Below are 26,456 nucleotides of genomic sequence, written 5' to 3'. Positions count from 1 at the left end.
CCAGACCGCTGACAGTAAAAACAGGTGGGGTGAAACGGCGCGTTCAGCGCCTTCGCAGGTAGCTTTCCAGCGGGTCCTTGCTCAGGCCTTCCTGGGCCTGGGCCAGCGAGTCGATGAACAGTGAAAACAGTTCGGACTGCTTGGCGATATCGAGCTTGGTGTAGAGGTTCTTGCGGTGGGTCTTGACCGTGTCCTCGCTGATGCCCAGGCGCTCGGCCAGGGAACGGGTCGAGTGGCCACGCAGCAGGTACTGGGCGATGCGGCACTCGCGCTCGGTGAGCAAGGAAGAGCCGAAGTTGTTCAGCGCGGCGTTGATCTGCCGGCCCAAGGCGCTTTCGAATCGCCCGCCGAGGGCGTCGACATCAAGGTGGCTCCACTGCCGCCGCACCGTGGCCACGACCCACGGGGCCACGCACTTGAGGTCATTGACCTGTTGCCGGTCGAGGCGGCGGGTGCTGGCCAGGGCCACGGCGATGGTCAGGTGCTCGTCGAGTGGCACGATGAAGTTGAGTTCGTCTTCCAGGTGGGCGTGCTGGTAGAACGCCAGGTAGTACTCGCTACGCTTGAAGTGGTCGGGGGCGACGTCGCTGAGGCGGTAACAACCGGGGGCGATGCCGTCCATGCAGGCACGGTAGAACGGGCACAGCAGGTAGTAGCCTTCGAGGTACTTCTGGATATTGCCTTCCGGCAGCCAGGGCCCTTCTTCGTCCTTTTCGAACAGCGCCGAGGGCAGGCCTTTGCGCGGGTAGAGAAACACGGTGATGGCCTGGCATGGTGCAATCAGCTTGAGCGCGGCGAACAGCGCCTCGACGAAGCCCGGCGAGCCCTGGGCGTCTACGACACGGGCCATCTGCGCGTACCAGTCGGGCGATTTCAGCCGGTCTTTGCTCATTGTCGTGGTCCCATGCCGGGGTTGTTGTGGTTGGGATTCTTGCATGGGGGCGGGGGGCAGGCCATCACCCTTCGGGGTGAGCTACGTGCTTGCCGATGGTTTTGCAGCGCCTGGGAGATCGAGCGCCGCCCGCGCGGCGCATCGCGAGCTGCGCTCGCTCCTACGTTTGTTTCTGGCCAGTAACGCCTGTGACAGACGCGCGCGGCCGCCCGGTTGATACGACGTGTTATCGCGCCATGCACCAAGGCGTTCGCGCGCAAATCCACCAGGAATAATTGGCCCGAAACAAACGTAGGAGCGAGCGCAGCTCGCGATGCGCCGCGCGGGCGGCGCTCGTTCTCCCAGGCGCTGCAAGCCCATCGGCAAGCCATTACATTTGACGCCACCCGCGCCGCGTGCTCTCCTTACGCCTTGCGTCAGGTGCCCCCACTGGGGGTGAAACGGGAAATCGGTGCGTCGCAGGCCCTCGCCAGGGCCGGGCAAATCCGGTGCTGCCCCCGCAACGGTAAGCGAGCGAAGCGTCCAGACCACTGTGCCACGCAGTCCGGCATGGGAAGGTGATGCTTTATCAAGGAGCCCTGCTCCTCCTCGCAAGCCCGGAGACCGGCCTGGCGTTCATGAACACCCCGCGGTGGGCGGGCGCTGTCGCATTCCCTCGGGCGCCTCGCACCCGGGGCTGCCGCGCCTGTCCGTTGCCCCATTGTCTATCAATAAGCAAAGCAGAGGATCGCGTCATGCCCGTCACCAGCGCCAAACACAGCATCGCCACTCCCGTCACCCTCAGCCAGCGCATGGTCATCGCCGTCGGCGCCAGCCTGCTAGGCCTGTGCCTGGTCTACTTTGCCGGCTTCTCGCACATCGAAGCCGTGCACAATGCCGCGCACGACACCCGCCACAGCGCCGCCTTCCCTTGCCACTGAGGCTGCCATGATCAAGCGCATTGCCCGCACTGCCGGGTTCAGCGGCCTGCTCGCCGCCCTGCTGCTGACCCTGTTGCAAAGCTTCTGGGTCGCACCGCTGATCCTCCAGGCGGAAACCTATGAATCGGCCGCCCCCGCTGCCGAGCACCACAGCCACGGCGAAGAGGCCGGCGCTGGCCACAGCCACAGCGAAGAAGCCTGGGCGCCAGAAGATGGCTGGCAGCGCATCCTGTCGACCACCGGCGGCAACCTGGTGGTCGCCGTCGGTTTCGCCCTGATCCTCGCCGCCTTGTACAGCCTGCGTGAACCAGGCCGTACCAGCACCGGCGCACTGTGGGGGCTGGCCGGCTTCGCCGTGTTCTGCCTGGCCCCGACCCTGGGCTTGCCACCAGAGCTGCCCGGCACCGCCGCCGCCGACCTCGGTCAGCGCCAGAGCTGGTGGATCGGCACCGCCGCCGCGACTGCACTGGGCCTGGCGCTACTGGTGTTCGCCCGCCACGGCTTGCTCAAGGTACTGGGCGCGGTGTTGCTGGTGGTACCCCACGTGATCGGCGCACCGCAGCCGGAGGTCCACGAAAGCCTGGCCCCGCAAGCCCTGGAGACCCAGTTCAAGATCGCTTCCTGGCTGACCAACGCGGCGTTCTGGGTGGCCCTGGGCCTGCTCAGCGCCTGGCTGTATCGCCGCCCCAGCCACGCCTGATGACCATCGACCCGCCCATGCCGGCGCTGTACGCCGGCTTCGGTTGCCGCCGTGGCTGCCCAGTGGCGGTCCTCGAGCGCTTGTTGCATGAAGTGCTGGAACGTCATGGCCTGAGTGCCACAGCACTTCGCGGCATTGCCAGCGTCGCCGGCAAAGCCGATGAACCGGGCCTGCAACAACTCGCCGCCCGTCACGCCCTGCCATTGGTGGTTTTCGATGTCGAGCAATTGCAGGCATTCGAGCCACAACTCAGCCACCGCTCCGCAGTCGCCTACGCCCACAGCGGCTGCTGGGGCGTGGCCGAGAGCACGGCACTGGCCCTGGCCAACCTCAACCACGCAAACGCCACCCTCAAGGTGGCCCGGCAGGTGCTCGGCCCGGCTACCCTGGCGCTGGCCTGCGGCAGATAATCGCCGCCTTCATCTAATCAAGGATTTGCCATGACGGTCTACTTCATCGGCGCCGGCCCCGGCGACCCGGAATTGATCACGGTCAAGGGTCAGCGCCTGATCCGCCAGTGCCCGGTGATCATCTACGCAGGCTCCCTGGTACCCGCAGCGGTGCTCGAAGGCCATCAGGCCGAGACTGTCATCAACAGCGCCGAACTGCACCTGGAGCAGATCATCGACGCCATCCGCGCCGCACATGCCAAGGGCCTGGACGTGGCCCGGGTGCACAGTGGCGACCCCAGCCTGTACGGTGCCATCGGCGAGCAGATCCGCCACCTGCGCGAACTGGGCATCGATTACCAGATCATCCCAGGGGTCACGGCTACCGCCGCCAGCGCGGCGCTGCTCGGCTGTGAACTGACCCTGCCGCAAGTCGCACAGACGGTCATTCTCACCCGCTACGGCGACAGCTCACCCATGCCCCCAGGCGAACAGCTCGGCGACCTGGCCCGGCACGGCAGCACCCTGGCCATTCACCTTGGGGTCAAGCACCTGCCACGCATCATCGCAGAATTGCTGCCCCACTATGGCCCCGACTGCCCGGTCGCGGTGGTTCATCGCGCCACCTGGCCAGACCAGGACTGGGTACGCGGCACGCTGGCCGATATCGTCGAGCAGGTTGCCAGCAAAGGCTTCCGGCGCACCGCCCTGATCCTGGTTGGCCATGTGCTCGGCGATGCGCCGTTCACCGAGTCGGCGTTGTACCGCGCCGGCCACGCCCACCTGTACCGCCCTGGTGACTAGCATTGCCAACGCGACGAAAGGCGGAGCAGACTGCGCTTTTGACCAGACCGGAGGGATACCCATGCTGGAGCTGCGCCCTAATTGCGAATGCTGTGATACCGATCTGCCGGGCGATAGCCCTGACGCCATGATCTGCTCGTTCGAATGCACCTTCTGCCGCCACTGCGCCGACAGCCGCTTGCAGGGGCGCTGCCCGAACTGCGGTGGCCAGTTGCTGGCCCGCCCTACGCGGGTGGGCCAGGCCCTGAGCAACAACCCTGCCTCGACCCAGCGCATCCTCAAGCCTCACCCCACCCGCGCCTGACCTCTCCCCAGCACAGGCATCGCCGTCTCTGGCGGTGCCTTAACGGCTGTTTTGTAGGAAATTTCTACAATACCGGCTCGCTTGTTCAACACATCTATACTCGCCATTACCAGAGATCTGGAATGGTCGTATCGTGCCGCACAGCAGAAAAGGCTTGCAGATGTCTTCCTGATTGCTGCAAGTAACCGACCACATTCCGACAGGAGTTAGTGACATGACAACCGTGCTGATCGTTGATGATCATGCCATCGTCCGTTTTTCCTTGCGTATTCTGCTCGAGCGCGAGCGCTTTAAAATCGTCGGCGAAGTCTCGGATGGCAGTGAAGTGGCGCAGGCTGTGCGCGACTTGCGCCCGGATGTAGTGGTGCTCGACATAGGGCTCCCCGGCCTGGATGGCATGGAGGTCATCAAACGCCTGCAGCAACTGGCCCCAGCACCGAAAATCATGGTGCTCACCGGGCAAGCCACCGATCTATACGTGCGCCGCTGCCTGGATGCCGGCATCGGTGCATTCGTCACCAAAGGCGAAGACCTCGAGGCCGTGGTGTTCGCCATCAAGGCACTGATCAAGGGCTACTCCACCTTTCCGCAAATGTCGGTCAACAGCAACACCCTGGAGAGCGAGCCGCAACGCCTGGGCAGCTTGTCCAACCGCGAGATGGAAGTGCTGCGGCGCTTGAGCCGGGGTGAAAACAACAAGAGCATCGGCACCTGCATGAACCTCAGTGCCAAGACCATCAGCACCTACCGTGGCCGCATCATGGAGAAGCTCAAGACCGAATCACTGGTGGAAATGGTTGATCTGGCCAAACGCAACCACGTCAACTGAGCGCCCCGGTGAACATGAAACGTGTACTGGCCAGCTTGCCCCTGATCGTCAGCCTGGTCTGCTTCCCGCGCGTGGTGCTCGCCGACGGTGAGCCACGGCATTTACTGGCTCGCGCCACCAGTGCCACGCAAACGCTGCAAATGGAAGACGCAGACCGCCAGTGGCTGCAGCAGCGCGGCACGTTGTTGCTGGGGACTTCACGGCCGGATTACCCCCCCTTCGAGATAAACGTCAGCCTGGCCGATTACGAGGGCCTGAGTGCCGACTATGCCGGGCTGATCGCCGAACAGCTGGGCATCCCGATTGAAGTCAGACGGTTCGCCAGTCGCCACGAGGCGATCGCCGCGTTGCGCACAGGCAAGATCGACATGCTCGGCAGTTCCAACGGCTTCGAGGCTGCCGATGCCCAGCTCAGCCTGAGCCAGCCCTATGCCGATGACCTGCCGGTCATCGTGACTCGCCAGAACACCAGTTTGCAGCATGGCAAGGACCTGGCCGGGCTACGCCTGGCGATGGTCGACCACTACCTGCCTGGCGAGGCGGTCCGTGCACTCTATCCCAGGGCACAACTGAGCCTTTATCGCTCGACCCTGGCGGGGTTGGCAGCCGTCGAGCTGGGTGAGGCAGACGCCTACCTGGGGGATGCCATCAGCACCGATTACCTGATTGGCAAAAGTTACCAGGGCATGATGAAGATCGACCATTTCAGCCAGGCGACTCCCGGAAAGTTTGCCTTCGCCTTCGCCAACGACAACCTGCGGCTGCGCAAGCTCGTCGATCGCGCCATGGCCAGGATCACCGAAAGCGAACGCCTCAACATCCTGCGCCGCTGGAGCAGTGGCAATACCAGCCTGTTGCTGGAACGCCACCTGTCCGCGCTGTCTGACGAAGAGAAGCACTGGATAGCCAGCCACCCGACCGTGAGCGTGCTGGTCGACACCGCCCTCGCCCCCCTGACCTTCAACGACGCCCACCAGCATGTCAGCGGTATCACCATTGACCTGCTCAAGCAGATCACCCTGCGCACCGGCCTGCAGTTCGAGTTCGTCGAAAAGGCCACCGTGCAGCAGATGGTCGAACAAGTAGCACGCGGCAAGGCGCAAATGATCGGGGCACTGGGCTATGGCACAGAACGCGCGGCGCAGCTGCGCTACACCCGCCCCTATCTGGTCAGCCCAAGGGTGCTGGTGACACGCAGCCAGACGCCCTGGCCTCTGCAAAGCAGAAACCTCGACGGGCAGCGCATCGCCCTGCTCCATGGCTCCCACCTGCGCGCCGAAGTACAGCGCCGCTTTCCGCAGGCGAAACTGGTCATGGTCAATAACTCACTTGGCCTCATGGAAGCCGTGGCCAATGGCGATGCCGACGTCGCCTACAGCAGCTACATCAATGCGTCGTACTACATCAACCACGTGTTCAACGGGCAGCTGCGCATCGCCAGTGTCATGGGCGACGAGCCGGCTGCCGCCGCCTTTGCCGTTGCGCCTGACCAACCACAATTGCAGGCCATCCTCGACAAGGCATTGATGAGCATCCCCCCCGAAGAGCTGGATCAGCTGATTAACCGTTGGCGCACCAGCACCTTGGTCAGCGACAGCCCTTGGCGCAACTACCGCACACTGGCATTGCAAGTGCTGGTGCTGTCTGCCCTGCTGCTGGCGGGCGTGGTGTTCTGGAACAGCTACTTGCGCAAACTGATCCACCAGCGCACCGAAGCTCAACGCGCGCTGCAGACACAATTGGCCTTCAGCCGCGGGCTGCTGGAGCAGCTGCGCCAAGCCAAGGACGAAGCTGAACAGGCCAGCAAGACCAAAAGTTCGTTCCTGGCGAACATGAGCCATGAGATCCGTACCCCCATGAACGCGGTGATCGGCCTGCTGGAACTGGCTTTGCAGGACAGCCGTGCGGGTCACTGCGACACCCAGACCCTGCAAACCGCTCACGACTCTGCCATCGGCCTGCTCGGGCTGATTGGCGACATCCTCGACATCTCGCGCATTGAAACCGGGCACATGACCCTGCAGCCGGTGGCGACTGACCTGGTCGACCTGGTACGCAGCACCCTGCGCGTGTTCGAGGGCAATGCACGGATAAAAGGCCTGCACCTGCAAGGCGATCTGCCAGGCGAACCGCTCTGGGTCCTGGCTGACCCGTTGCGGCTCAAGCAGATCCTTTCCAACCTGCTGAGCAATGCCATCAAGTTCACCGACCGAGGCGACGTGATAACCCGCCTTGCATGCAAACCCTCGGCATCGGGCGACACCGCCTTGGTCGAGCTGGGCGTGAGCGACGCCGGCATCGGTATTGCCACCCAGGATCAGGCGCGGCTGTTCAACACCTTCACCCAGGCCTCAGGCCCACGGGCCAGCCAGGGTGCTGGCCTGGGCCTGGTGATCAGCCGCAACTTGGCAGAACTGATGGGGGGCAGGCTAGACCTGCAAAGCGTGGAAGGTGTCGGCACCCGGGTACTGGTCCAGTTGCCGCTGCCACTGAGCGCACCGTCGGCATCCGTGGAGCACAGCGCAGCTGCCGATGAAACCGACAGCAGGCCACTGAATGTGCTGGTGGTCGATGACTACCCTGCCAACCTGATGCTGCTGGAAAAACAGCTCAACAGCCTCGGCCACCAGGTGACGCTTGCCGAAAATGGCGAAAAGGCGCTGGCCCTGTGGCAAGCGCACAGATTCGACCTGGTCATCACTGACTGCAGCATGCCGGTGATGGATGGCCATGAGTTGGCCCGCAGGATTCGGCAGCTGGAGCAAGAACGCGGCCAGCCTGCCTGCTGCATGCTCGGGGTGACCGCCAATGCCCAGGCCGAGGAGCGTCAACGCTGCCTGGAGAGTGGTATGGACGACTGCCTGTTCAAGCCCATCGGGTTGCGGACATTGAAGGCTCACCTGCCGCACGGGCTCAGCCGCACACCGACTTCGGCCCCCAGGGCGAGCGGCTTCAACCTGAATGAACTGCGTCACCTGACCCAGGGTGACCAGGCGTTGACCAGGCGCCTGCTCGAACAACTCACGCAAAGTGCCGACGAAGACCTTGCCGCCCTGCAAGCGTTGGATACCGCCGCTGACCATGAGGCATTGCACACCCTCGCCCATCGCATCAAAGGGGGCGCCAAGATGCTGCGGGTACGCGGGGTGGTCAAGGCATGCGAGGCCATCGAGCAGGCACATGCCCAAGGGCTGCCGACAGAGGCACTGCGCCTGCAGCTGGAAGTGAGCCTGCAGGCGTTGTTGCGGGACCTGGGCGACAGCCTCAGTTCAATTGCAGCGTCGAGCTGATCTGGCTGATGGCATCGACCACGTGACGAGAACCCTGCTGGATTTCCATGATCACCGTACCCGCCTCGTTGGCCAGGGCAACACCCCGCCCAGTCCGTGAAAGGCTCGACTGCATGCTGGCCACGGCGGTCAATGACAGGTCGTGGTTCTGCCGCACCACATCGACGATCTCCAGCGTTGCCTTGCTGGTGCGCGCCGCCAGGCTGCGCACCTCGTCGGCCACCACGGCAAAGCCGCGGCCATGCTCACCGGCCCGGGCCGCTTCAATGGCCGCATTCAAGGCCAGCAGGTTGGTCTGGTCGGCGATGCCGCGGATGGTCAGCACGATCTGCCCGATCACATCCGATTGCTTGCTCACCGCATCGATGCTGCGCGCGGCGTCATTGAGCTCCTGGGAAATCTGCTCGATGACCTCCACGGTCTGCTGCACCACTTCGCTGCCCTTGCGCGCGCAGGCATCGGTCTGCACCGAACTGGCATGGGCCGCTGTGGCGGCGCTCTGCTGGGTACTGACCTGCGCGGTGATGTCGCTGGCAAACTTGACTACCTTGTACAAGCGGCCCTTGCTGTCGAAGATCGGGTTATACGAAGCCTCCAGGTACACCGTCTGGCCTTGCTTGTTGACCCGTTCGAAGCGGTGCGAGTGATATTCGCCGCGATTGAGCGAAGCCCAGAACTCGCGGTATGCGCCGGATTCGCGCTCATGGGGCAGGCAGAACAGCCCATGGTGACGGCCTTGCACTTCTTCCAGGGAATAGCCCATGGTTTCGAGGAAGTTGCGGTTGGCTTTGATCACCCGCCCTTGCGGGGTGAACTCAACCACGGCCATGGACCGGCCAATGGCCTTGAGCAGGCTTTCGCTTTCGTGCTCGTCCTTGATCCGCTGGCTGATATCAGCCGCCACCTTGATCACGCTGGTGACCTGCTGTTGCTCGTCGAGCACCGGCATGTAACTGGCCTCCAGCCACACTTCACGGCCGGCCTTGTCAATGCGTTCGAAGGTGCCGCTGATGGCCTTGCCCTGCCCCAATTCATGCCACAGCAACTGGTACTCGGCGCTCTTGGCATAGCCTGGGTCACAGAACAGGCGGTGGTGTTTGCCGCGCAGCTCTTCTCTGCTGTACCCCATGGCCTGACAGAACTGGGCATTGGCATCGAGAATGGTGCCGTCGGGGGCGAACTCGATCATCGCCATGCAGCGGCTGATCGCGGCGAGCTTGGCCTGGGTCTCGGCCAAGGCCTTGCGGGTGTTCTGGATTTCGAGCAAATCTGACTTGCGGTGGAAGTCGAACATGGCGCCAGGATCCTTTGATGCCCAGGGTTTTCTGAGCATAGATCGGCATTGTTGCCGCGCAAGCAGTTTGATATCACTTTGCAATTAATTAGTTAGCGAAGGTTCCTGAGTAACCTTACGAGCTCTCGCGCACCATCAGTTCAAAGCCCAGGTCCTGCTGTTCGGTCGCTACCCGCTTGCCATCGAGCAATGCCAGCAGCGCCTGGGCCGCCCCCCGACCAACGGCAGCCCGTGGGGTGCGGATGGAGGTCAGGCGCGGCACCATGTGCGCCGAAGCCGGCAAGTCGTTGAAGCCGACCATGGCCACCTGGCGCGGCACCTCGATGCCTTGGCGCAACGCCTGCAACACCGCGCCCTGGGCCAGGTCGTCGTTGCAGAAGAAAATGCCATCCACATCGGGCGCCTGGGCCAACAGTTGGCTGAACAGTTCGCTGCCCAAGGCAATGGACGACGGTTGCGGCGCCAGGATCTCCAGCTCGGTGGCCTGCATGCCGGCTTCGGCAAGGGCCTGGCGGAAGCCTTCGGCACGCTGCATCACCCGTGGGTCGAGCTGCGCGGCAATGAACGCCAGGCGCCGCCGGCCACGCGCAATCAGGTGCGTTGCGGCGGCCCGCCCGGCCTGCTGCTGGGAAAAGCCCACCGACAAGGCGCCCGCCTGACCGCCCAGCTCCATCATGTGCACGCAAGGCACGCCGCTGGCTGCCAGCATCTGCCGCGACGCGTCGCTGCGATCGAAACCGGTCAGCAGCATGCCGCAGGGCTGATAGGCCAGGTAATTGCGGATCAGGTTTTCTTCTTCGTCGATGTCGTAGTGATAGTTGCCAATCAGCACTTCGAGCCCACGGGGGCGCATGACCTCGTGGATGGCCTCGAGGGTGTCGATGAACAGCTGGTTGGACAACGACGGGATCAACACCACCACCGACTGGCTGCGCGCCGAGGCCAACGCCCGGGCCGCAGGGTTGGCGACGTAGCCCAGGGATGCGGCAGCTGTCATGACCTTTTCTACCAGTTCCGGGGCGACCGTACTCACGCCGCGCAACGCGCGCGAAGCGGTAATTGGGGAAACCCCGGAGAGCCTGGCGACTTCAGCCAGCGTGGGACGACCTGTGGTGCGAGAGCCTGAGCGAGACATGAATGTTGTAATTTTACTACTTGCAGGAATGGGGAACGGCCACTAAGGTAGCGCTGTCTCAGGACGCAGGCAATGTAATCTTTGGTAGTGGCCACTGCAGCACGCTGCCAAGCGTCCATACTGCGTAAGGACAAGATCAATAACACTGGGGAGGTGGCGTTTCGTCCATGACGAGACAGCGCTGTCTCACCCCGCAGGAGGTACTGATGAATTCTCCCCTGTCCGCCATCGTGGTGATGGGCGTGGCCGGTTGCGGCAAAAGCTGCGTCGGTGAGGCCATTGCCAAGCGAAGCGGTGGTCGCCTCATTGAAGGCGACGCATTCCACCCTGCCGAAAACATCCGCAAGATGAGCGCTGGCATCCCTCTGGACGACGACGACCGTGCCGGTTGGCTGGTGCGCCTGGGCCAAGAGCTGCAAGCGACGGTGAAGGCTGGCGAACGGCCAATTCTCACCTGCTCCGCGCTCAAGCGTCGTTACCGCGACACGCTGCGCGCGGCAATGCCAGAGCTGGTGTTCGTGTTCCTCGAACTGACTCCTGCCGAGGCGGAAAAACGCGTACTCGCCCGCCCCGGCCACTTCATGCCGGCCAGCCTGATCGACAGCCAGTTCGCTGCCCTCGAGCCGCCCCACGGCGAGCCGCTGACCCTGCCGCTGGACGCCACTCAACCGATTGCGGTACTCGCTGAAAGGGTCGATGCCTGGCTAAAGCCCTGCGGTGACCGGAAGCTGGCGCGGACTGCCTGAACCGGCGGTTTTCCCGGCTCACCAAAGATAGCGCTGTCCCGGCGCCCCAAGGCGACGGACGTTCCATAAAAGCTACGCCCAAAACAACGATAAGACCGAGGCATCAAAACCATGTTCGGACTGGCTACAGATACCTACCTGCTGCTCGACGCGCTGGTCACCATCGTCGGGCTGATCCTGCTGATCACCCATTTCAAGGTCCACCCCTTCGTCGCCCTGACCCTGGCTGCCGGTTTCCTCGGCCTGACCTCCGGCATGCCGGTGGCCAAGGTCATGAAGTCGTTCCAGGACGGTTTCGGTGGTGTGCTCGGCTTCGTCGGCATCGTCCTCGCCCTGGGCACGATGCTCGGCAAGCTGATGGCCGACTCCGGTGGCGCCGACCAGATCGCGCAAACCCTGATCCGCGCCTTCGGCAAGAAGAACGTGCATTGGGCAATGATGTTCGCCGCCTTCCTGGTCGGCATCCCGCTGTTCTTCGAGATCGGCTTCGTGCTGCTGATCCCGCTGGTGTTCATCGTCGCACGGCGCTCGGGGGTGTCGCTGATCAAGATCGGCATTCCGCTGCTGGCCGGGCTTTCGGTGGTGCATGGCCTGGTCCCGCCACACCCGGGCCCGCTGCTGGCGATCGGCATCTTCCACGCCGACATCGGCAAGACCATCTTCTATGGCCTGCTGGTTGCGTTGCCCACGGCGATCATCGCCGGCCCGCTGTTCGGCAACTTCATTGCCCGCTACATCCCGGGCAACCCGTCGCAGGAGCTGATGGACCAGATTGCCAAGGAGTCGGACCAGAGCAACCTGCCAAGCTTCACCATCACTCTGGTCACCGTGCTGCTGCCCGTGGCGCTGATGCTGCTCAAGACCTTCGCCGACGTGGTACTGCCGGCCGAGCACATCTTCCGCCAGTGGATGGACCTGATCGGCCACCCGATCACCGCGCTGCTCGCCGCCCTGTTGCTGGCCTTCTACACCTTCGGTTCGGCCCGCGGCTTCAACCGCCAGCAGATCATGAAGATGCTCGACCAGAGCCTGGCACCGACGGCGGCCATCGTGCTGATCGTCGGCGCCGGTGGCGGCTTCAAGCAGATGCTGGTGGATACCGGCGTGGGCAACGTGATCGGGCAGATGGCCGTGCAGGCCCAGATATCACCGATCATGCTGGCCTGGCTGGTGGCGGCGGTGATCCGCATCGCCACAGGTTCGGCGACCGTGGCGACCATTACCGGCGCCGGCATCGTCGCCCCGGTAATCGACCTGGTGCCCGGGGTCAACCGTGAACTGCTGGTACTGGCCACCGGCGCCGGCTCGCTGATCCTGTCCCACGTCAACGACGCCGGGTTCTGGCTGGTGAAGCAGTACTTCAACATGACCGTGGCCGAAACCTTCAAGACCTGGAGCATGATGGAGACGATCCTGTCGATCGTAGGCATCATCTTCATCATGGCGCTGTCGACAGTGGTGTGACCGCTGATCGGGGGGATGGCACCAGAGCTGTCGGGTAGGGCCCAACACAGGTATGAGCCCTACCCTACGCAAAGGAGCCTGCCATGCCCCGCTCGACCCTGCTGCTGCTCGCCCTGCTCACCTCACCGCTGGCCCTGGCGGTCGGCACCGGCCCCACTTATCCCGATGACCCGCATAACCCGGCACCGCAGCCGGGTGTCGACAGCACCCTGAACCCGATCGAGAAGCCCATGCCTCGGGATACCGATCCGCGCATTCAAGGCAATGACCCGCAACACCCGCCAGCCAGGCAGGATGATAACCGCGACCTGCCGGGGATGGATGGCAGCGGCTCGGAAGGGACCGGGGGCCAAGGCGCTGATGGAAGCAGTGGCAGTCAGCGTTGATACCCCATTATTCGCCAGCCAAACGACCTGTGGGAGCGGGTTTACCCGCGAATGCGACGGTGAATCTTTCATCGCTTTCGCGGGTAAACCCGCTCCCACAGGATATTCGTTCGCCAGTACAAGCGAGTTTGCGGTCTACCACTGGCGCTTGTCAGGCCGGGTGAGCCCCAGTTTCTCGATGCGGTAACGCAGCATGTCGCGCGACAGGCCGAGCATCCGCGCCGACTTGGTGACATTCCAGTCAGTACGATCCAGCGTCTTGCACACCAAATCACGCTCCATGTCCGGCAGGCTGGTGCCCGGCTCGGGCTCATGCCTTGGCATTTCGTACACGGTCGCGGTGGGCTGAGCCGCCACAGGCTCGTCGATCAAGGCCATGCACAGGTTCAACTGGTGTGCCTGCACCACTTCGTTGGGAGCCAGCAACACTGTCTGCTCCAGCATGTTACGCAGCTCACGCACATTGCCCGGCCAGCTGTAGCTCAACATCAAGGCTTCGGCCTCGGCACTGAAACGCAGGTTCGGCTTGCCGTAGCGGCGCCCGTGATGCGCCAGGAAATGCCGGGCCAACAACAGCACATCCTGGCCCCGGGCATACAACCGCGGCACCTTCAGGGCGATGATGCGCAAACGGAAGAACAAGTCACGACGGAACTTGCCCTGCTGTACCATCTGCTCAAGGTTGCAGTTGGTGGCACTGATCACCCGCAGGTCGACCTTGCGTTCCTTGACCGCACCGATGCGGCGGATGCTGCGATCTTCCAGCAGCTTGAGCAGCTTGGCCTGCAGTACCAGGTCCATCTCGCCGATCTCGTCGAGGAACAGCGTGCCGCCATCGGCCGCTTCCACCAGGCCCACGCGGCGCTCCTTGGCATCCGTGAATGCGCCCTTCTCATGACCGAACAGCTCGGCCTCCAGCAGATTGGCCGGGATCGAGGCACAGTTGAACTCGATGAATGGCCCCTTGCTGCGCGAGCCGTCGAAATGCAGCGCGCGGGCCACCAGCTCCTTGCCGGTACCGGTCTCGCCTTCGATCAATACCGGTGGCAGGTCGTCCATTGCCATGCGCCGCTCGGCGTCGAGCACCTGCTGCAGGGTGTGCTTGAGTGTGAGCATTGCTGGCGACTCACCGATCAACGCCTGCAACCCGGACTTCTGCGCCTCGCGTTCCTGGTAGAACGACAGGGTGCGCTCCATGCGTTCGGCAGCCAAGGCCTTTTCCAGAGTCAGCTTGAGCTCGGCCAGCACCACCGGTTTGGTCAGGTAGTGGAACGCGCCCTCCTTCATGGCCTGCACGGCGTCTTCGACATTGCCGTAACCGGTCATCATGATCACCTTCAGGTCCGGCGCCTGCGACACCAGGGTGCGCAGCAGGTCGTGCCCGCTCATGCCCGGCAGCGAGTTGTCGGTCAGTACCGCATCGGGCTGGGCCCGCTTGATCTGTTCCAGCGCCAGCTCCGCACTGTGGCAGAGCGTCACCTCGAAGCCCTTGAGGCTCAGATAGGTGCGAATGTTGTCGCCGAGGATTTCATCATCCTCAACTACCAGGATGCTGTGCTCCATGGTCCCCTCCCGCTGCGATATTGAAAGTGAGGCTGACGCGGGTTCCTTCCTCTTCACGGCTGCTCAGGCTGACCGAGCCGCCAAACCGTTCCATGATCCGCTTGACCAGGGCCAGGCCTACGCCAAGGCCGCCCTGCTTGGTGGTGTAGAAAGGCTTGAACACCATTCTTTCCTGCTGCTGGCTCATGCCCTTGCCGGTGTCGCTGAGCAGCAGCTGCGCGCGCAGGCCCTCCTGCACGGTGACCTGCGCATGCAGGACGCCACCCTTGGGCATGGCTTCCAGGGCATTGGAAAACAGGCTGTTGAGAATCTGCGTCAACTGCAGCGGCTGGCTGGCCACCCACTGCGTCTGCGGCCCTTCGAAGCTGAAACGTACGCCGTTGCGCTCGATCTGCTGGGCAAAGGCCAGGTGGGTATCTTCGATCGCCGCCACCAGGTCCACTGCCTCGGCGCTATCGCTGGCCGGGCGCAGCGACACCAGCAGCTCGCGTACCCAGCGCGACATGCGATCGACCTGGCTGATGATGTCACTGATGTTCTTCTGCGCCTGCGGGCTGGCTATTTCCTCTGCCAGCTCGGCGCTGGAACGGATGTTGGCCAGCGGGTTGCGCAAGCTGTGGGCCACGGCGGACGACATCTCGCCCAGCGCCACATAGGTTTCGCTGGCCACCAGCCGGTCCTGTTGCTGCTGCAGCATGTACGCGGCGCGGCGCACGATCCAGAACAGGCCAAAGTAGATCAGCGCCCCACCCACCAGGGTCGAGGCCCAGATCAGCACATAACCACGCTGGATACGCCGCACCAGGTCCTGGGGCTCCTTGTAGATCTCGACCATGGCCATGGCCTGGTCGCCCTGGCTGTCGAACAGGGGAATGTAGTTTTCGATGAACAGGTATTGGGGCTCGCGCAGGAATTTCTGCTCTTCGCGATCTTCATCGGCCTTGTGGTAACTGGCCGATACCGCCTTGCGCGAACGAAACGCGCGCTCCAGCTCGCCGTCGCCTTCAATGCGCTTGCCGATCAGCTCGGGGTTGGTGGACCAGACGATGCTGTGGTCACGGGCATAGGCAATGGCCAGCAAGGTATCCGGCAAGTGCTCGACGTGGTCGAGAAACTCGACCCGGGTGGCCTCGGCCAAGGCCGGGCTGACCTGCAGGTGCTGTTGGTCCAGGCGCGGGTTGAGCAGTTCGCCCATGGTGGTGCCGGGCGGCAGCTGCGAATGACGCACTTCGGCCACGGCCAGGGACTGGATGAACTGGGCCGTGAGCATGGCATCCCGCTGGACGCTGTCGCGCACCACGAAGCGGGTCGACACATAACCCAGGCCACCTGCCACCGAGGCGATGATCAGCAAGCTGATCACCGAGAACCAGCGCAGCAGGTTGAACTCGCGAAGCGGCACAGCCAGGCCGCTGCTGCTGGGCAGTGCGGCGGGCTTTGCGGGAACCTCTTCATCCAGCATCTGCATCGCGTCGTTCCCGTACAGGGAGTCCGTTCAGAAGGTGGTCAGCGCATTGCTACCGATAGTAGCAAATTGATGCCACCCCACCAGGGCGGTTGCCACCGCCATTTGTCGCGCGTTACCTGCTACGACAACCTGCAAGAACTCAGCCACACCTTTTAACCAATCGTCATATCTATATAAATCATACAGTTATGAGCCATTCATGATGCTGCTTCGAGACTGATTCCCCATTTTTGGGTATCCTTTACCCAAAACTGATAAAACACTTTTATTTCAGTAGTTTAAGACATATTTATAAAGCCTTTTGTGATGAGCAGGCCAACCGGAAATTGAGCGATACCCGCGTGCCATGGCCTGCGCTGCTACTCAGGCGGACCGAACCACCAAAGCGTTCCATGATGCGCTTGACCAGTACCAACCCCACACCCAGCCCACCTTGCTTGGTACTGAAAAATGGCCTGAACGCCAGGCGCTGCTGCTGCTCGTTCATGCCCTTGCCGGTATCGGCAAGGCGCAAGGTCAGGCTGCGCCGGTCCCGCTTGACCACCTCGATACGCAAGCGCCCGCCCTGCTCCATCGACTCCAGGGCATTGGCAATCAGGCTGTTGAAGATCTGCCCCAGCAGCGCCGGGTGGCCAAGCACGTGCACCGACGGTATTGGTTGCAGATCCAGCGTCACCTCGCTGCGCGCCAGCGGCACGGCAAAACTCTGCAGGCTTTCCTGCAGAACCTGGGGCAAGTCGACCGGCACCGCTTCGTCGTTCAGCGGCCGCAAGGATTGCAGCAGTTGGCGAATCCACTGCGACATGCGGTCGACCTGGCTGATGATGTCATTGATGTTGCGTTGTGCCGGGCCTTCATCGAAGGCCTGGGCCAGTTCGGCGCTGGAGCGGATGCTGGCCAACGGGTTGCGCAGGCTGTGAGCCACCGCCGACGACACCTCGCCAAGGGCCACGTAGGTCTCACTGCTGATCAGGCGCTTCTGTTGCACCGCCATCACTCGCGCGGCGCGGCGCATGATGCCGTACAGGCCGATATAGACCAGCGCAGCACCGACGGTGATGGCCAGCCAGATGAGAATCAGCCCATGCTCGATGCGCACGATCAGGTCGCGCGGCTCCTTGTAGATTTCCACCATCGCCGTGACGGTATCGCCATCGGCATCGAACAAGGGGATGTAGTTTTCGATGAACAGCTGTTCCGGCGGGACCACGAACTTCTGCTCGATGCGTGCCTGCTCGAAATTGTGGTAACTGGCCGAGACCCGCATCTTGTACTCGAAGGCCCGATCCAGGTCTTCATCACCGGCGATCAGCTTGCCCATCAGCGCCGGGTTGGTCGACCAGATCACCGTCCGGTCCGGGGCATAGATGTTGGCCAGCAGCATGTCCGGCAGGTGGGCGATATGGTCGAGGAACTCACCGCGGGCCTTGCGCCGCGCTTCCGGGTCGACATCGGGCAAGACCGTGTGATCGGCGCGTGGATCGAGCAGTTCACCCATGGTGCGCACATTGGGGATCGACACGTGGCGCACTTCGGCATCGGCGATCGAGGTGATGAACTGCGCGGTGAGCAAAGCGTCGCGCTCGATGCTCTCATCGATGATGAAACGGCTGGAAATCAGCCCCAGACCCGCAGCCACCGACAGGATGATCGCCAGGCTCACCCAGGCGTACCAGCGCAGCAAATTGAAGGGCCGGCGCGGCGCAGCGGCTTCGCTACCCGCAGGCACCTCGATTGCTTCGGTACGGGGGGCGACGTCCATGGCGGACTCCACTGCAGGGCACCTGTTCAAAGGTTATAGCCCAGAGTTGGGTGACCATGGGATTGATTGGGGACGAATTGCGCCACTTGTGCGACGCAAGGTCCGTTCAGAGCGGCGAGTCATCGGCCAGCCCCTGCAGCTTGCGGTATTCGCGCAGCACAGTTGGCACATAGCGGCGGGTCTCGGCGAACGGTGGTACCGCACCGCGCCGCCGCACGGCATCGGGGCCAGCGTTGTAGGCGGCCACGGCCAGGGTGATGTCATTGTCGAACAGGGTCAGCATGCGTTTGAGGTAGCGCGCGCCGCCCTGCACGTTGTCTTCGGGGTCGAGGATGTCCTGCACCCCCATCTCCTTGGCCGTGTCCGGCATCAGCTGCATCAGCCCCACCGCCCCAGCCGCCGAGCGGGCCTTGGGGTTGTAGCCTGACTCGGCCTTGATCAGCGCATGCAGCAGCGCCAACGGCACCTCGTAGTCGCGGGCCGCCGCCGCCACCAGTTCGGCATAGGGCCGCCCGGTGATCAACTGCGCATCGGCCGGGCCTGCCTGGGCGAGGGGTTCGCTGATCACCCGCTGGTAATGGCGTCCTGGCCGGTGGACGTTGCTCAGTACATAGCCGCCATTGGCATCGACGGAAATGTACATGTCGGCCTGGGCGAATGCCGCCACCAGCCAGGTCACTACCAGGATCACCACACGCATGTCGGTCGCCTCCCCGCCGTGCCCCCCCGATATGGGGGAAATGCCCCGGAAAACCCGGGCTTTTGTGCAACGACGCAAGCACCGTGCCGCTTGCCATGGCGCATGGCGCAAGGCCCCGAGGCAGACGTGCACGGCTGTTGCATGTGGCTTGGAAAAGCGTGTCCCCATCCAGCGGAGGGCTTCACCATGCAGCGCAAATCCAACCCCCAACGGGGCTTCACCCTGCTTGAACTCCTGGTAGTCCTGGTGGTGCTCGGTTTACTGGCCGGCATCGTCGCGCCCAAGTACTTCAGCCAGCTCGGTCGCTCGGAAGCCAAGGTGGCGAAGGCGCAGATCGAAGGCCTGGGCAAGGCCCTTGACCTGTACCGCCTGGAAGTGGGCCATTACCCCACCAGCGAGCAGGGCCTGCAGGCGCTGGTCACCGCCCCCAGTGGCGAGGCGCGCTGGTCGGGGCCCTACCTGCAGAAGGCGGTGCCGCAGGACCCATGGGGCCGCCCCTACATCTACCGACAGCCCGGCGAAAACGGGGGTGAGTACGACCTGCTGTCGATGGGCAAGGACGGCCAGCCCGGCGGCGATGGCGAAAACGCTGAAATCACCAGCTGGCAATGAGGAGAACGGACATGCGCTATAGCCTCAAGGCCCTCGGCAGACAGGGCATCGTGCAGATACAGGTCGACGCCGAAGACGCCGAACACGCGCGTCGCCAGGCCGAGCACCAAGGGTTGCGGGTGGTCAGTGTGCGCGGCCAGGGCAAAGCCCTGGGTGGCCTGGCCTGGCGCCGTGCGGCGACATTCGACCTGGTGCTGTTCAGCCAGGAACTGACCACCCTGCTGCACGCCGGCCTGCCACTGATCGATGCCCTGGAGAGCCTGGCGGAAAAGTCCCCCGTCGGGGCTACGCGCAAGGTCCTGACCGAGCTGGTGCGTCAGCTCTATGAAGGCCGCTCGCTGTCCCAGTCGCTGGCACAGCAGCCACGGGTGTTCCCGCCACTGTACGTGGCGCTGGTGCAGTCCAGCGAACGCACCGGCGCGCTGGGGGACGCCCTGGCCCGCTATATCGGCTATCGCCAGCGCCTGGACCTGGTCCGGCAGAAACTGGTGGGCGCATCGGTCTACCCATTGCTGCTGTTGCTGGTGGGCGGCGGTGTGGTGCTGTTCCTGCTTGGCTATGTGGTGCCGCGCTTCAGCCTGGTGTTCGAGGGCATGGGCAGCGAACTGCCCTGGTTGTCCCGGGTACTGATGGATGTCGGCCTGTTCCTGCATGCCCAGCAGCTGCCGCTGGCCCTGGCGGTCGCGGGCGGCATCGGAGCGCTGGTGGTACTGCGCCGCAACCCGTTGGTACGGCGCTTTGCATCACGGCAACTGCGGCGTTTGCCCGCCTTGCATCAGCGCCTGGTGATGTATGAGCTGGCGCGTTTCTATCGCTCGCTGGGGATCCTGCTGCAGGGCGGTATTCCGATTCTCACCGCCATGGGCATGGCCCATGGGCTGCTCGGCAGCGCTTCGGCGCAAGGCCTTGAGCAGGCCAGCCGGCGCGTGGGTGAAGGGCTGCCGTTATCAGACGCACTGGAGGCCGGTCATTTGGTCACCCCCGTATCGCTGCGGCTGCTGCGGGCGGGGGAACAATCGGGGAACCTGGGGGAAATGCTCGAACGCTGCGCCGATTTCCATGATCAGGAAATCGGCCGCTGGGTAGAGTGGTTCGTGAAGCTGTTCGAACCGCTGCTGATGACCTTCATCGGGCTACTGATCGGCGGGATCGTGATCCTGATGTACATGCCGATCTTCGACCTGGCTTCGAGCATTCATTAGCTTGTCAGGGCCTCTTCGCGGGACAAGCCCGCTCCCACGGAACTTCACTGGATTCGAGCCTTTGGTGTTTTTGTGGGAGCGGGCTTGCCCCGCGAAAGGGCTGGTGCAGGCGAATCAGTAGTCGAAGCGGTCCACCGCGCGCCGCCGTTCGTTGTCATCACGCCGGTCATAACTGGCAGTGGTCTGGATGTTGGCATGGTGCGCCAGCTTCTGCGCAATCGACAGGTCATGCTCTTCGATCACCCGGGTGATGAACGCCCGGCGAAAATCATGGGGCATGATCTTTACCCCCACCTGGGCGCCGCGCTGGCGGGCGATGTAATAGATCGCATGCTTGGTGATGCGTGCGCGGGTGATGTGGTTGCCACGGCGGATACGGTTGAACAGGAACGGGTCGTCCGACGCCCCTTCGGGCAGCGCCTGCCGGCGCAGGTCCAGCCAGGCCTGCAGCTTTTCGAATGCCCAGGCCGGGGCATATTTGATCAACTGCCGGTTACCCTTGCCCGTGACCTGCAGGCTGCGCGCCTCGAAGTCGACCTGGCTGAGGTCGATATCCACCGATTCGGACTTGCGCATGCCAGTACCGTAGAGCAAGGCGATGATGGCGGCGTCGCGCACCCCCTGCGGCCGTGGGTCGGCCTCGCACAGGTCCATCAGCTCGCGAATCAGGCTGCGCCGCAGGTTGCGCCCGGGCGGCAGGCGGCTGCCGGACGCCGGCTTCACTTCACGGATGCGCAGCAACTGCTCATGGTCGATCAGGCCTTGGCGCCACGCCTCGTTCATCACCCCGCGCACGGCGTTTACATAGAGCGAGGAGCTGTTCGGCGCATAACCATCGGCGCGCAATGCCGCCACCAGCGCAATCACATGGCCAGGGTCCAGCCGGTGCCACGGCACATCGACGAGGTTGCAGTCGACGAAACCGAGCCGGTCGGCGGCATCCTGGAGGATGTAACGCATGGTCTGCTGGCTGGACGGTGCCAGCCGGGCCAGGTATTGCAGCAGTGGATTTTGCGAAAGGTCGGACAAAACGTGAATCCTGAAGCGAATCAAAGCAACGGCGCGCAATGGTACCGCAAACCCAGTAACTTGATCGAACCCATACCGTGGCAGGTGATCTGTGGTCTAGAGTTCAGACCGAGCATTCACACGCGAGCACCCATGGTTTTCCACCGCCTGACCCGTACCCACCCACGCCTGAGCATCGCCGCCCTGGCCGGCATGCTCGGCGCCTGGCTGATCCCTGCCGACGACACCGTGCAGCGCATCCTTGCTGGCTGGAATCTGGGCGTATGGCTGTACCTGCTGCTGGTCCTGTGGCTGACCTGGCGTGCCAGCCCCGATAAAGTGCGCAAGGTCGCCAGGGTCGAGGACGAAAACGCCGGCCTGGTGCTGTTCACCGTGTGTGTCGCGGCCATCGCCAGCCTGGCCGCCGTCACTCTGCAGCTGGTTTCGAGCCGCGGGCTGCAAGGCAGCGCATTGGCCCTGCACTACCTGTATACCGGGCTCACGGTGGCCGGCTCGTGGCTGCTGATCGGCTGCATCTTCAGCCTGCACTACGCCCGCCTGTTCTATACCGGCGAGCGCAATGCGCCGGCGCTGCGCTTCCCGGACGGTGAGTGCAACCCGGATTACTGGGACTTCCATTACTTTTCGTTCACCATCAGTGTTGCCGTGCAGACTTCCGATGTCGGCGTCAGCGGGCGCGGCATGCGCCGGGTGGTGCTGGCGCATTCACTGGTAGGCTTTGTGTTCAACACGGCGATTCTGGGCTTTACCATCAACATTGCGGCAGGCCTGCTCGGCTAGCACGCGCCCGGCACAGGCAACGATGCGCCGACAGGCTTGTTCCAGGCGCTCGGCGTCGAGCACCAGCCCCATGCGCACATGGCCCGCCGCACTGGGGCCGAACGCATCCCCAGGCAAAAGTGCTACGCCCTCCTCCAGCAGCAGGCGCTGAGCGAAGGCCTGGGCGCTGAGCCCAGTGGCACGGATATCGAGCATGACGAACATGCCGCCCGCCGGCCGATGGGCGAGCAGCCCGGGGCAATCTGCCAGGGCAGCGCAGACCCGATCGCGCCGCTGTCGATAGGCCTCACGCATCTCCCGTACGGCCGGCAGATCCTGCTCCAGCGCCATGCAAACAGCAGCCATGACAAATTCGGGCAGGCCGAACAGCATCACCATGGCCAAGGTGGCGAGGTGTGCAATCAAGGGCTGCGGGCCGACCACCCAACCCACCCGCCAACCGCTCATGGCGTGGGACTTGGACACGCTGTCAATCAGCACACAGCGCTCGGCCATGCCCGGCAGACTCATCGGGTCTGCCGGTTCGCCGTCGAACAGCAAGCCGCTGTACACCTGATCGCACACCAGCCACAGGTCATGTTCCCGGCACAGCTGCCCCAGCCGCGCCATGTCCTGCGGCGAAATGGCGGCGCCCGTCGGGTTATGCGGGGTGTTCAGCAACAGGCCACGGGTACGCGGGGTTATCGCCCGGGCCACTGCCAACGGGTCAAGGCGAAAACCCTGCTCCGGACTGATCGGTACCTGCACCGGCTGTGCGCCACTGGCTGCAAGCACGCCTTGATAGGTGACATACATGGGCTCGGCAACGATCACCTCGTCACCGCTTTCGAACAGGCACTGGCAAACCGCGTACAGCGCGCACTGGGCACCGGCCAGGACCATCACCTGGTCGGCCGAGACTTGCGCCCCCGTGCGCCGGGCAATCGCCTGGCGCAGCGCCAGGCTACCGTGCACGTCGCTGTAATGGGTTTCGCCGCGCTGCAGGCTGGCTATCGCTGCGTCGACCACCGGCGCTGGCGTGTCGAAATCCGGGTCCCCCATCGACAGCAGGAAGATTTCGCGCCCCGCGCGGCGCAATGCCTGGGCCTGATAGTGAATATCCCACGCCGCACCGGCGTCGCTGGCAATGCGGTGAGTGAGCGTGGAATAGCGCATGACTGTCTCCCTGTCTGCCCAGCTCGCACCGCTCGTCCGAAAACGCTGTGCGCCGTATGACGTTAAAACTAGCAGAGCAAAACGACAACCTTGCTGCCATCATGCAGAGAAAACGTTTGCGTGGCCATTTGCCGTCAGACGGTTGTCCTGACGGCTCTGTGAACGCTGTCATGTATTAATACATTTGTCTTGTTTTGCACCGAACATGGCCTGTGACAGATGCTATGGTTAGGTTCCCGGCAGCCGAGCGAACGGCAACCGATCACCGCGTCCAGGCAAGGACAAGGAGGCTGGCTTGAACAAGATGACGTTCCCCAACGCCTGCCAGGTGATGCGCTGGCATTTCCATCCGCTGGGCTTCGAGGCCAGCATGGATGCACCGCGCAGCATGGTTGCACGGCTGTTCGACCGCGCCACCGGCGAGACCCTGCTGGCCATCGCCGGTATCCCCTGCACGGCGATCATGGCCGCAGCGGATGTCGAACGTATCATTGAGGCCGTGGAGGCCGAGATGGAGGCGTTCTCGCCCCCCTTTACCCTGCTTGACGCGGGCTAGACCGCCGCCTCGCTTTCCTCGCGCAACACCTGCAACCTGCCCATGAACTGCTCGGCCGGCACCGGCTGACCGAGCAGATAGCCTTGCAGCGAATCACAGCCCAGACGGGTCAGGAAGTCCTGCTGGCGGTTGGTCTCCACCCCTTCGGCAACGATGCGCAGCCCCAGCGCCTGGCCCAGGGCGACGATCGCCGAAACAATCGCCGCGTCGTCGCTGTCCTGCTCCAGGTCACGCACGAAACCACGGTCGATCTTCAGTTCGTTGGCCGGCAGGCGCTTGAGGTACATCAGGCTCGAATAGCCGGTACCGAAGTCGTCGATGGACAGGTCCACGCCCATGTCCGACAGCCGCTGCAGCACCGCCATGCTGGCATCGGCATCGTGCATGGCGGTGGTTTCGGTGATCTCCAGGGTCAGGCGGTTGGCTGCCAGGCCGTTCTCCCGCAGGGCCCGGGCGACGCTGTCCACCAGGCCGGCGTGGCAGAACTGGATGGCCGACAGGTTGACCGCCATGCGCCAGTCCGTATGGCCCTGTTCGACCCACTGGCGCATCTGCCGGCAGGCTTCATCCAGCACCCACTCGCCGATGGGGATGATCAGGCCGGTCTTTTCCGCCAGGCCGATGAAGCGGTCCGGCAACATCAGGCCGTGCTGTGGGTGCTCCCAGCGCAGCAAGGCTTCGGCACCGATCGGTGCGCGGGCCTGAGCGTCGAACTTAGGCTGGTAGTGCAAGCGGAACTGGCCCTGCTCCAGGGCCATGCGCAGGTCCTGCAACAATTGCAACTGCTGACGGGCGTTGCTGTTCATCGACGCGTCGAAGAAGCTGTAGCCGTTCTTGCCGGCGCTCTTGGCGTGGTACATGGCCGCATCGGCGTTGCGCAGCAGTTCCAGCTGGTCGTGGCCGTTGCCGGGGTACAGCACGATGCCCAGGCTGGCCGTCAGTTGCAGGTCATGCTCGGCGACGCGGAACGCGCGTGACACCAGGTTGACCTGCTTGACCGCTACATCCATGGCGTCTTCCGGCTCCTGCAGTTCCACCAGCAACACGAACTCGTCACCGCCGATCCGCGCCAGGGTGTCCTGGCTGTGCAGATGGCCGCGCAGGCGGGCTGCCACGGCCTTGAGCAGCAGGTCGCCGACATGGTGGCCAAAGGCGTCGTTGACCGGTTTGAAACCGTCCAGGTCGATGAACATCAAGGCAAAGCAGCCGCCCTGCTCCGCCACCTTGCCAATCGCCTGATCGATGCGGTCGGACAACAGCGTGCGGTTGGGCAGCCCGGTCAAGGTGTCGTGCAAGGCCAGCTGGGTCAGCTCCTGGTTGGCCAGGGTCAGCGAGTGGGCCAGTGCTGCGGTACGCGCCTCCAGGCGTGCATCCAGCACCGAGGTGAGCAAGGCCACGGCCAGCACCGCCAGGGTGGTGATCAGCACCAGGTAGACCAGGCCATCGCCCTGCAACCCGCTGGTCAGCGCGCCGCAGTAGCTGCCCTCGGGGAAGTTTGCCGCAGCCATGCCGGTGTAGTGCATGCCGACGATGGCAACCCCCATCACCATGGCCGCCAGGCCGCGGACCTGGCGCACGTAGGGGGTGTGCTGGCGCAGGCGGAAGGCAATCCACAAGGCGGCTGCCGATGCGCCCACCGCAATGGCCAGTGAGGCGCCGAACAAGGCCGGGTCATAATCGATGCCGGGCAGCATGCGCAGCGCCGCCATGCCGGTGTAGTGCATGAAGGCGATGCCGGAGCCCATGATCAGCGCGCCGAACGCCAGCTGCAGCTTGGGCAGGCTCGGCTGGCTCACCAGCCACAGGGCGAAACCGGAAGACAGCACGGCAATCAGCAGTGATAACACGGTCAGGCCGATGTCATAGCCCAGGGCGATGGGCAGGCTGAAGGCGAGCATGCCGATGAAGTGCATCGACCACACGCCGATGCCCATGGCCAGCGCGCCCCCGCCCATCCAAAGATGCACGGCACGGCCCTTGGCCGTGGCGATACGGCCAGTCAGGTCGAGTGCGGTATAGGAAGCGAGGATAGCCACGCAGAGTGAGATAAGCACCAGCGCGGAGGAGTAACTACCGTTCAGCATTGGAAAATCCAGCTCGGGACAGGGGGCCCGGAAAAAACTGACGATTGTACTCAAGCTTTGGCGAAACGCACGGGGTTTGTGCGAATGGGAATGGATCCAAGGAACACGAAAACCCGCTGAACAACCTGATTTAGAGCAATTTCAAACCAAATGAAGGCAAATTGCCATTTGTCGGGCCACCGCGCTTTTCTGTGGGAGCCGCGCTTGTCGTGGCGACGAACCGCGTCGATGGGCCGCAAGGCGGCCCCGGCAATTTATGCAACAACCTTGAAAATCGGGGGGCCGCTTCGCGGCCCATCGACGCGGTTCGTCGCCACGACAAGCGCGGCTCCCACCAGAATCGCGGCAGCTTTGAGAAGCAGAGCAAGACAGTCCCACAGTAAACGGAGCCT

At 63.6% G+C, this 26,456-nt stretch carries 23 protein-coding genes, 2 pseudogenes and 1 riboswitch; of the genes and pseudogenes, 14 read left to right on the top strand and 11 right to left on the bottom strand.

Translation table 11 applies throughout. From position 1 onward, the window contains the following. Window positions 1-43: 43 nt before the first annotated feature. Window positions 44-892, bottom strand: coding sequence for a helix-turn-helix transcriptional regulator (locus OCX61_RS12595; protein ID WP_085678937.1), 849 nt, complete (start codon window positions 890-892; stop codon window positions 44-46). Between the two features lie 401 nt (window positions 893-1,293). Next, a riboswitch (cobalamin riboswitch) is annotated at window positions 1,294-1,518 on the top strand. A 108-nt stretch (window positions 1,519-1,626) separates the two neighbouring features. Between OCX61_RS12595 and OCX61_RS12590 the strand changes: the two genes are divergently transcribed. The 7 genes from OCX61_RS12590 to OCX61_RS12560 all read left to right on the top strand — a co-directional run bounded on the left by OCX61_RS12590 (window position 1,627) and on the right by OCX61_RS12560 (window position 8,128). Continuing rightward, window positions 1,627-1,812 (top strand): CbtB domain-containing protein, encoded by a 186-nt coding sequence (locus tag OCX61_RS12590; RefSeq protein ID WP_060512890.1) that lies wholly within the window; start codon window positions 1,627-1,629, stop codon window positions 1,810-1,812. A 7-nt stretch (window positions 1,813-1,819) separates the two neighbouring features. Then, complete coding sequence (locus tag OCX61_RS12585) at window positions 1,820-2,512, top strand: CbtA family protein (protein WP_261944104.1); 693 nt, start codon at window positions 1,820-1,822, stop codon at window positions 2,510-2,512. A 17-nt stretch (window positions 2,513-2,529) separates the two neighbouring features. Beyond that, window positions 2,530-2,922 (top strand): cobalamin biosynthesis protein, encoded by a 393-nt coding sequence (locus OCX61_RS12580; RefSeq protein ID WP_261944308.1) that lies wholly within the window; start codon window positions 2,530-2,532, stop codon window positions 2,920-2,922. Window positions 2,923-2,952: 30 nt separating this feature from the next. Then, on the top strand, window positions 2,953-3,705 hold the full coding sequence (gene cobM / locus OCX61_RS12575; RefSeq protein WP_261944103.1) for a precorrin-4 C(11)-methyltransferase: 753 nt from the start codon (window positions 2,953-2,955) through the stop codon (window positions 3,703-3,705). A 61-nt stretch (window positions 3,706-3,766) separates the two neighbouring features. After that, a complete protein-coding gene (locus OCX61_RS12570; protein ID WP_261944102.1) occupies window positions 3,767-4,009 on the top strand; it encodes a DUF1272 domain-containing protein in 243 nt (80 codons plus the stop codon). A gap of 214 nt (window positions 4,010-4,223) precedes the next feature. Further along, window positions 4,224-4,838, top strand: a complete 615-nt coding sequence (locus OCX61_RS12565; protein ID WP_261944101.1) for a response regulator transcription factor — start codon at window positions 4,224-4,226, stop codon at window positions 4,836-4,838. A gap of 14 nt (window positions 4,839-4,852) precedes the next feature. Beyond that, window positions 4,853-8,128, top strand: a complete 3,276-nt coding sequence (locus OCX61_RS12560) for a transporter substrate-binding domain-containing protein (RefSeq protein WP_261944307.1) — start codon at window positions 4,853-4,855, stop codon at window positions 8,126-8,128. Here OCX61_RS12560 and OCX61_RS27345 read toward each other — a convergent pair. The 3 genes and pseudogenes from OCX61_RS27345 to gnuR all read right to left on the bottom strand — a co-directional run. After that, window positions 8,103-8,531, bottom strand: a pseudogene (locus OCX61_RS27345) (methyl-accepting chemotaxis protein); the annotation flags it as partial. The gene OCX61_RS12560 and the pseudogene OCX61_RS27345 sit on opposite strands and share 26 nt — an antisense overlap. A 156-nt stretch (window positions 8,532-8,687) precedes the next feature. Further along, window positions 8,688-9,317, bottom strand: a pseudogene (locus OCX61_RS27340) (PAS domain-containing protein); the annotation flags it as partial. 220 nt (window positions 9,318-9,537) lie between these two features. Beyond that, entirely contained in the window at window positions 9,538-10,557 is a 1,020-nt protein-coding gene (gnuR, locus tag OCX61_RS12550) for a transcriptional regulator GnuR (protein ID WP_261944099.1), read from the bottom strand. Window positions 10,558-10,763: 206 nt separating this feature from the next. On the opposite strand from gnuR, the gene OCX61_RS12545 reads away from it, so the two are divergent. From OCX61_RS12545 to OCX61_RS12535, 3 genes are all read left to right on the top strand, one after another. Next, on the top strand, window positions 10,764-11,303 hold the full coding sequence (locus tag OCX61_RS12545) for a gluconokinase (protein ID WP_261944098.1): 540 nt from the start codon (window positions 10,764-10,766) through the stop codon (window positions 11,301-11,303). A 111-nt stretch (window positions 11,304-11,414) separates the two neighbouring features. Then, window positions 11,415-12,767: a GntP family permease gene (locus OCX61_RS12540; RefSeq protein ID WP_261944097.1), complete on the top strand. Its 1,353-nt coding sequence runs from the start codon at window positions 11,415-11,417 to the stop codon at window positions 12,765-12,767. Between the two features lie 83 nt (window positions 12,768-12,850). Further along, window positions 12,851-13,153 (top strand): hypothetical protein, encoded by a 303-nt coding sequence (locus OCX61_RS12535; RefSeq protein WP_261944096.1) that lies wholly within the window; start codon window positions 12,851-12,853, stop codon window positions 13,151-13,153. Window positions 13,154-13,288: 135 nt separating this feature from the next. Here the strand turns inward: OCX61_RS12535 and OCX61_RS12530 are convergent, their stop codons facing one another. From OCX61_RS12530 to OCX61_RS12515, 4 genes are all read right to left on the bottom strand, one after another. Continuing rightward, window positions 13,289-14,716: a sigma-54-dependent transcriptional regulator gene (locus tag OCX61_RS12530; protein WP_261944095.1), complete on the bottom strand. Its 1,428-nt coding sequence runs from the start codon at window positions 14,714-14,716 to the stop codon at window positions 13,289-13,291. After that, window positions 14,691-16,184, bottom strand: a complete 1,494-nt coding sequence (locus OCX61_RS12525) for a sensor histidine kinase (RefSeq protein WP_261944094.1) — start codon at window positions 16,182-16,184, stop codon at window positions 14,691-14,693. Before OCX61_RS12525 ends, OCX61_RS12530 begins: the two co-directional genes overlap by 26 nt. Window positions 16,185-16,473: 289 nt before the next feature. Further along, complete coding sequence (locus OCX61_RS12520; protein WP_261944093.1) at window positions 16,474-17,946, bottom strand: sensor histidine kinase; 1,473 nt, start codon at window positions 17,944-17,946, stop codon at window positions 16,474-16,476. Window positions 17,947-18,052: 106 nt separating this feature from the next. Beyond that, the gene (locus OCX61_RS12515; RefSeq protein ID WP_261944092.1) at window positions 18,053-18,646 is read right to left on the bottom strand and encodes a lytic transglycosylase domain-containing protein; all 594 of its coding nucleotides are present in this window, start codon (window positions 18,644-18,646) and stop codon (window positions 18,053-18,055) included. A gap of 186 nt (window positions 18,647-18,832) precedes the next feature. Between OCX61_RS12515 and gspG the strand changes: the two genes are divergently transcribed. Both gspG and OCX61_RS12505 read left to right on the top strand, forming a co-directional pair. Then, window positions 18,833-19,258, top strand: a complete 426-nt coding sequence (gene gspG, locus OCX61_RS12510; protein ID WP_261944091.1) for a type II secretion system major pseudopilin GspG — start codon at window positions 18,833-18,835, stop codon at window positions 19,256-19,258. An 11-nt stretch (window positions 19,259-19,269) separates the two neighbouring features. Beyond that, the gene (locus tag OCX61_RS12505) at window positions 19,270-20,460 is read left to right on the top strand and encodes a type II secretion system F family protein (protein ID WP_261944090.1); all 1,191 of its coding nucleotides are present in this window, start codon (window positions 19,270-19,272) and stop codon (window positions 20,458-20,460) included. Between the two features lie 114 nt (window positions 20,461-20,574). Here the strand turns inward: OCX61_RS12505 and OCX61_RS12500 are convergent, their stop codons facing one another. Then, window positions 20,575-21,489 carry a site-specific integrase gene (locus tag OCX61_RS12500; protein WP_261944089.1) on the bottom strand — a complete coding sequence of 305 codons (915 nt, stop codon included), beginning with the start codon at window positions 21,487-21,489 and terminating at the stop codon, window positions 20,575-20,577. A 132-nt stretch (window positions 21,490-21,621) separates the two neighbouring features. Between OCX61_RS12500 and OCX61_RS12495 the strand changes: the two genes are divergently transcribed. After that, window positions 21,622-22,269, top strand: coding sequence for a DUF1345 domain-containing protein (locus tag OCX61_RS12495; RefSeq protein WP_261944088.1), 648 nt, complete (start codon window positions 21,622-21,624; stop codon window positions 22,267-22,269). On the opposite strand, the gene OCX61_RS12490 is transcribed toward OCX61_RS12495, so the two are convergent. Next, window positions 22,195-23,424, bottom strand: coding sequence for a pyridoxal phosphate-dependent aminotransferase (locus OCX61_RS12490; RefSeq protein WP_261944087.1), 1,230 nt, complete (start codon window positions 23,422-23,424; stop codon window positions 22,195-22,197). The genes OCX61_RS12495 and OCX61_RS12490 overlap by 75 nt on opposite strands. Window positions 23,425-23,719: 295 nt before the next feature. Between OCX61_RS12490 and OCX61_RS12485 the strand changes: the two genes are divergently transcribed. Then, window positions 23,720-23,980 (top strand): DUF1652 domain-containing protein, encoded by a 261-nt coding sequence (locus tag OCX61_RS12485; protein ID WP_261944086.1) that lies wholly within the window; start codon window positions 23,720-23,722, stop codon window positions 23,978-23,980. On the opposite strand, the gene OCX61_RS12480 is transcribed toward OCX61_RS12485, so the two are convergent. Then, a complete protein-coding gene (locus OCX61_RS12480) occupies window positions 23,977-26,064 on the bottom strand; it encodes a putative bifunctional diguanylate cyclase/phosphodiesterase (protein WP_261944085.1) in 2,088 nt (695 codons plus the stop codon). The two genes, OCX61_RS12485 and OCX61_RS12480, sit on opposite strands and share 4 nt — an antisense overlap. Window positions 26,065-26,456: the final 392 nt, after the last annotated feature.

The organism is Pseudomonas sp. LRP2-20, assembly GCF_024349685.1.
In the GTDB taxonomy this organism is placed as follows: Bacteria; Pseudomonadota; Gammaproteobacteria; order Pseudomonadales; family Pseudomonadaceae; genus Aquipseudomonas.
The sequence above is the reverse complement of the archived record's forward strand: the minus strand, read 5'-3'. Positions and strand labels throughout refer to the sequence as shown.

What these genes read in the sequence shown, in the direction of transcription:
- OCX61_RS12545 (WP_261944098.1), top strand. Translation starts at nt 10,764, where the DNA reads ATGAATTCTCCCCTGTCCGCCATCGTGGTGATGGGCGTGGCCGGTTGC.
- OCX61_RS12490 (WP_261944087.1), bottom strand. Translation starts at nt 23,424, where the DNA reads ATGCGCTATTCCACGCTCACTCACCGCATTGCCAGCGACGCCGGTGCG.
- OCX61_RS12570 (WP_261944102.1), top strand. Translation starts at nt 3,767, where the DNA reads ATGCTGGAGCTGCGCCCTAATTGCGAATGCTGTGATACCGATCTGCCG.
- gnuR (WP_261944099.1), bottom strand. Translation starts at nt 10,557, where the DNA reads ATGTCTCGCTCAGGCTCTCGCACCACAGGTCGTCCCACGCTGGCTGAA.
- OCX61_RS12530 (WP_261944095.1), bottom strand. Translation starts at nt 14,716, where the DNA reads ATGGAGCACAGCATCCTGGTAGTTGAGGATGATGAAATCCTCGGCGAC.
- OCX61_RS12585 (WP_261944104.1), top strand. Translation starts at nt 1,820, where the DNA reads ATGATCAAGCGCATTGCCCGCACTGCCGGGTTCAGCGGCCTGCTCGCC.
- gspG (WP_261944091.1), top strand. Translation starts at nt 18,833, where the DNA reads ATGCAGCGCAAATCCAACCCCCAACGGGGCTTCACCCTGCTTGAACTC.
- OCX61_RS12520 (WP_261944093.1), bottom strand. Translation starts at nt 17,946, where the DNA reads ATGGACGTCGCCCCCCGTACCGAAGCAATCGAGGTGCCTGCGGGTAGC.
- OCX61_RS12580 (WP_261944308.1), top strand. Translation starts at nt 2,530, where the DNA reads ATGCCGGCGCTGTACGCCGGCTTCGGTTGCCGCCGTGGCTGCCCAGTG.
- OCX61_RS12590 (WP_060512890.1), top strand. Translation starts at nt 1,627, where the DNA reads ATGCCCGTCACCAGCGCCAAACACAGCATCGCCACTCCCGTCACCCTC.
- OCX61_RS12560 (WP_261944307.1), top strand. Translation starts at nt 4,853, where the DNA reads ATGAAACGTGTACTGGCCAGCTTGCCCCTGATCGTCAGCCTGGTCTGC.
- OCX61_RS12515 (WP_261944092.1), bottom strand. Translation starts at nt 18,646, where the DNA reads ATGCGTGTGGTGATCCTGGTAGTGACCTGGCTGGTGGCGGCATTCGCC.
- cobM (WP_261944103.1), top strand. Translation starts at nt 2,953, where the DNA reads ATGACGGTCTACTTCATCGGCGCCGGCCCCGGCGACCCGGAATTGATC.
- OCX61_RS12505 (WP_261944090.1), top strand. Translation starts at nt 19,270, where the DNA reads ATGCGCTATAGCCTCAAGGCCCTCGGCAGACAGGGCATCGTGCAGATA.
- OCX61_RS12495 (WP_261944088.1), top strand. Translation starts at nt 21,622, where the DNA reads ATGGTTTTCCACCGCCTGACCCGTACCCACCCACGCCTGAGCATCGCC.
- OCX61_RS12525 (WP_261944094.1), bottom strand. Translation starts at nt 16,184, where the DNA reads ATGCAGATGCTGGATGAAGAGGTTCCCGCAAAGCCCGCCGCACTGCCC.
- OCX61_RS12480 (WP_261944085.1), bottom strand. Translation starts at nt 26,064, where the DNA reads ATGCTGAACGGTAGTTACTCCTCCGCGCTGGTGCTTATCTCACTCTGC.
- OCX61_RS12595 (WP_085678937.1), bottom strand. Translation starts at nt 892, where the DNA reads ATGAGCAAAGACCGGCTGAAATCGCCCGACTGGTACGCGCAGATGGCC.
- OCX61_RS12565 (WP_261944101.1), top strand. Translation starts at nt 4,224, where the DNA reads ATGACAACCGTGCTGATCGTTGATGATCATGCCATCGTCCGTTTTTCC.
- OCX61_RS12535 (WP_261944096.1), top strand. Translation starts at nt 12,851, where the DNA reads ATGCCCCGCTCGACCCTGCTGCTGCTCGCCCTGCTCACCTCACCGCTG.
- OCX61_RS12540 (WP_261944097.1), top strand. Translation starts at nt 11,415, where the DNA reads ATGTTCGGACTGGCTACAGATACCTACCTGCTGCTCGACGCGCTGGTC.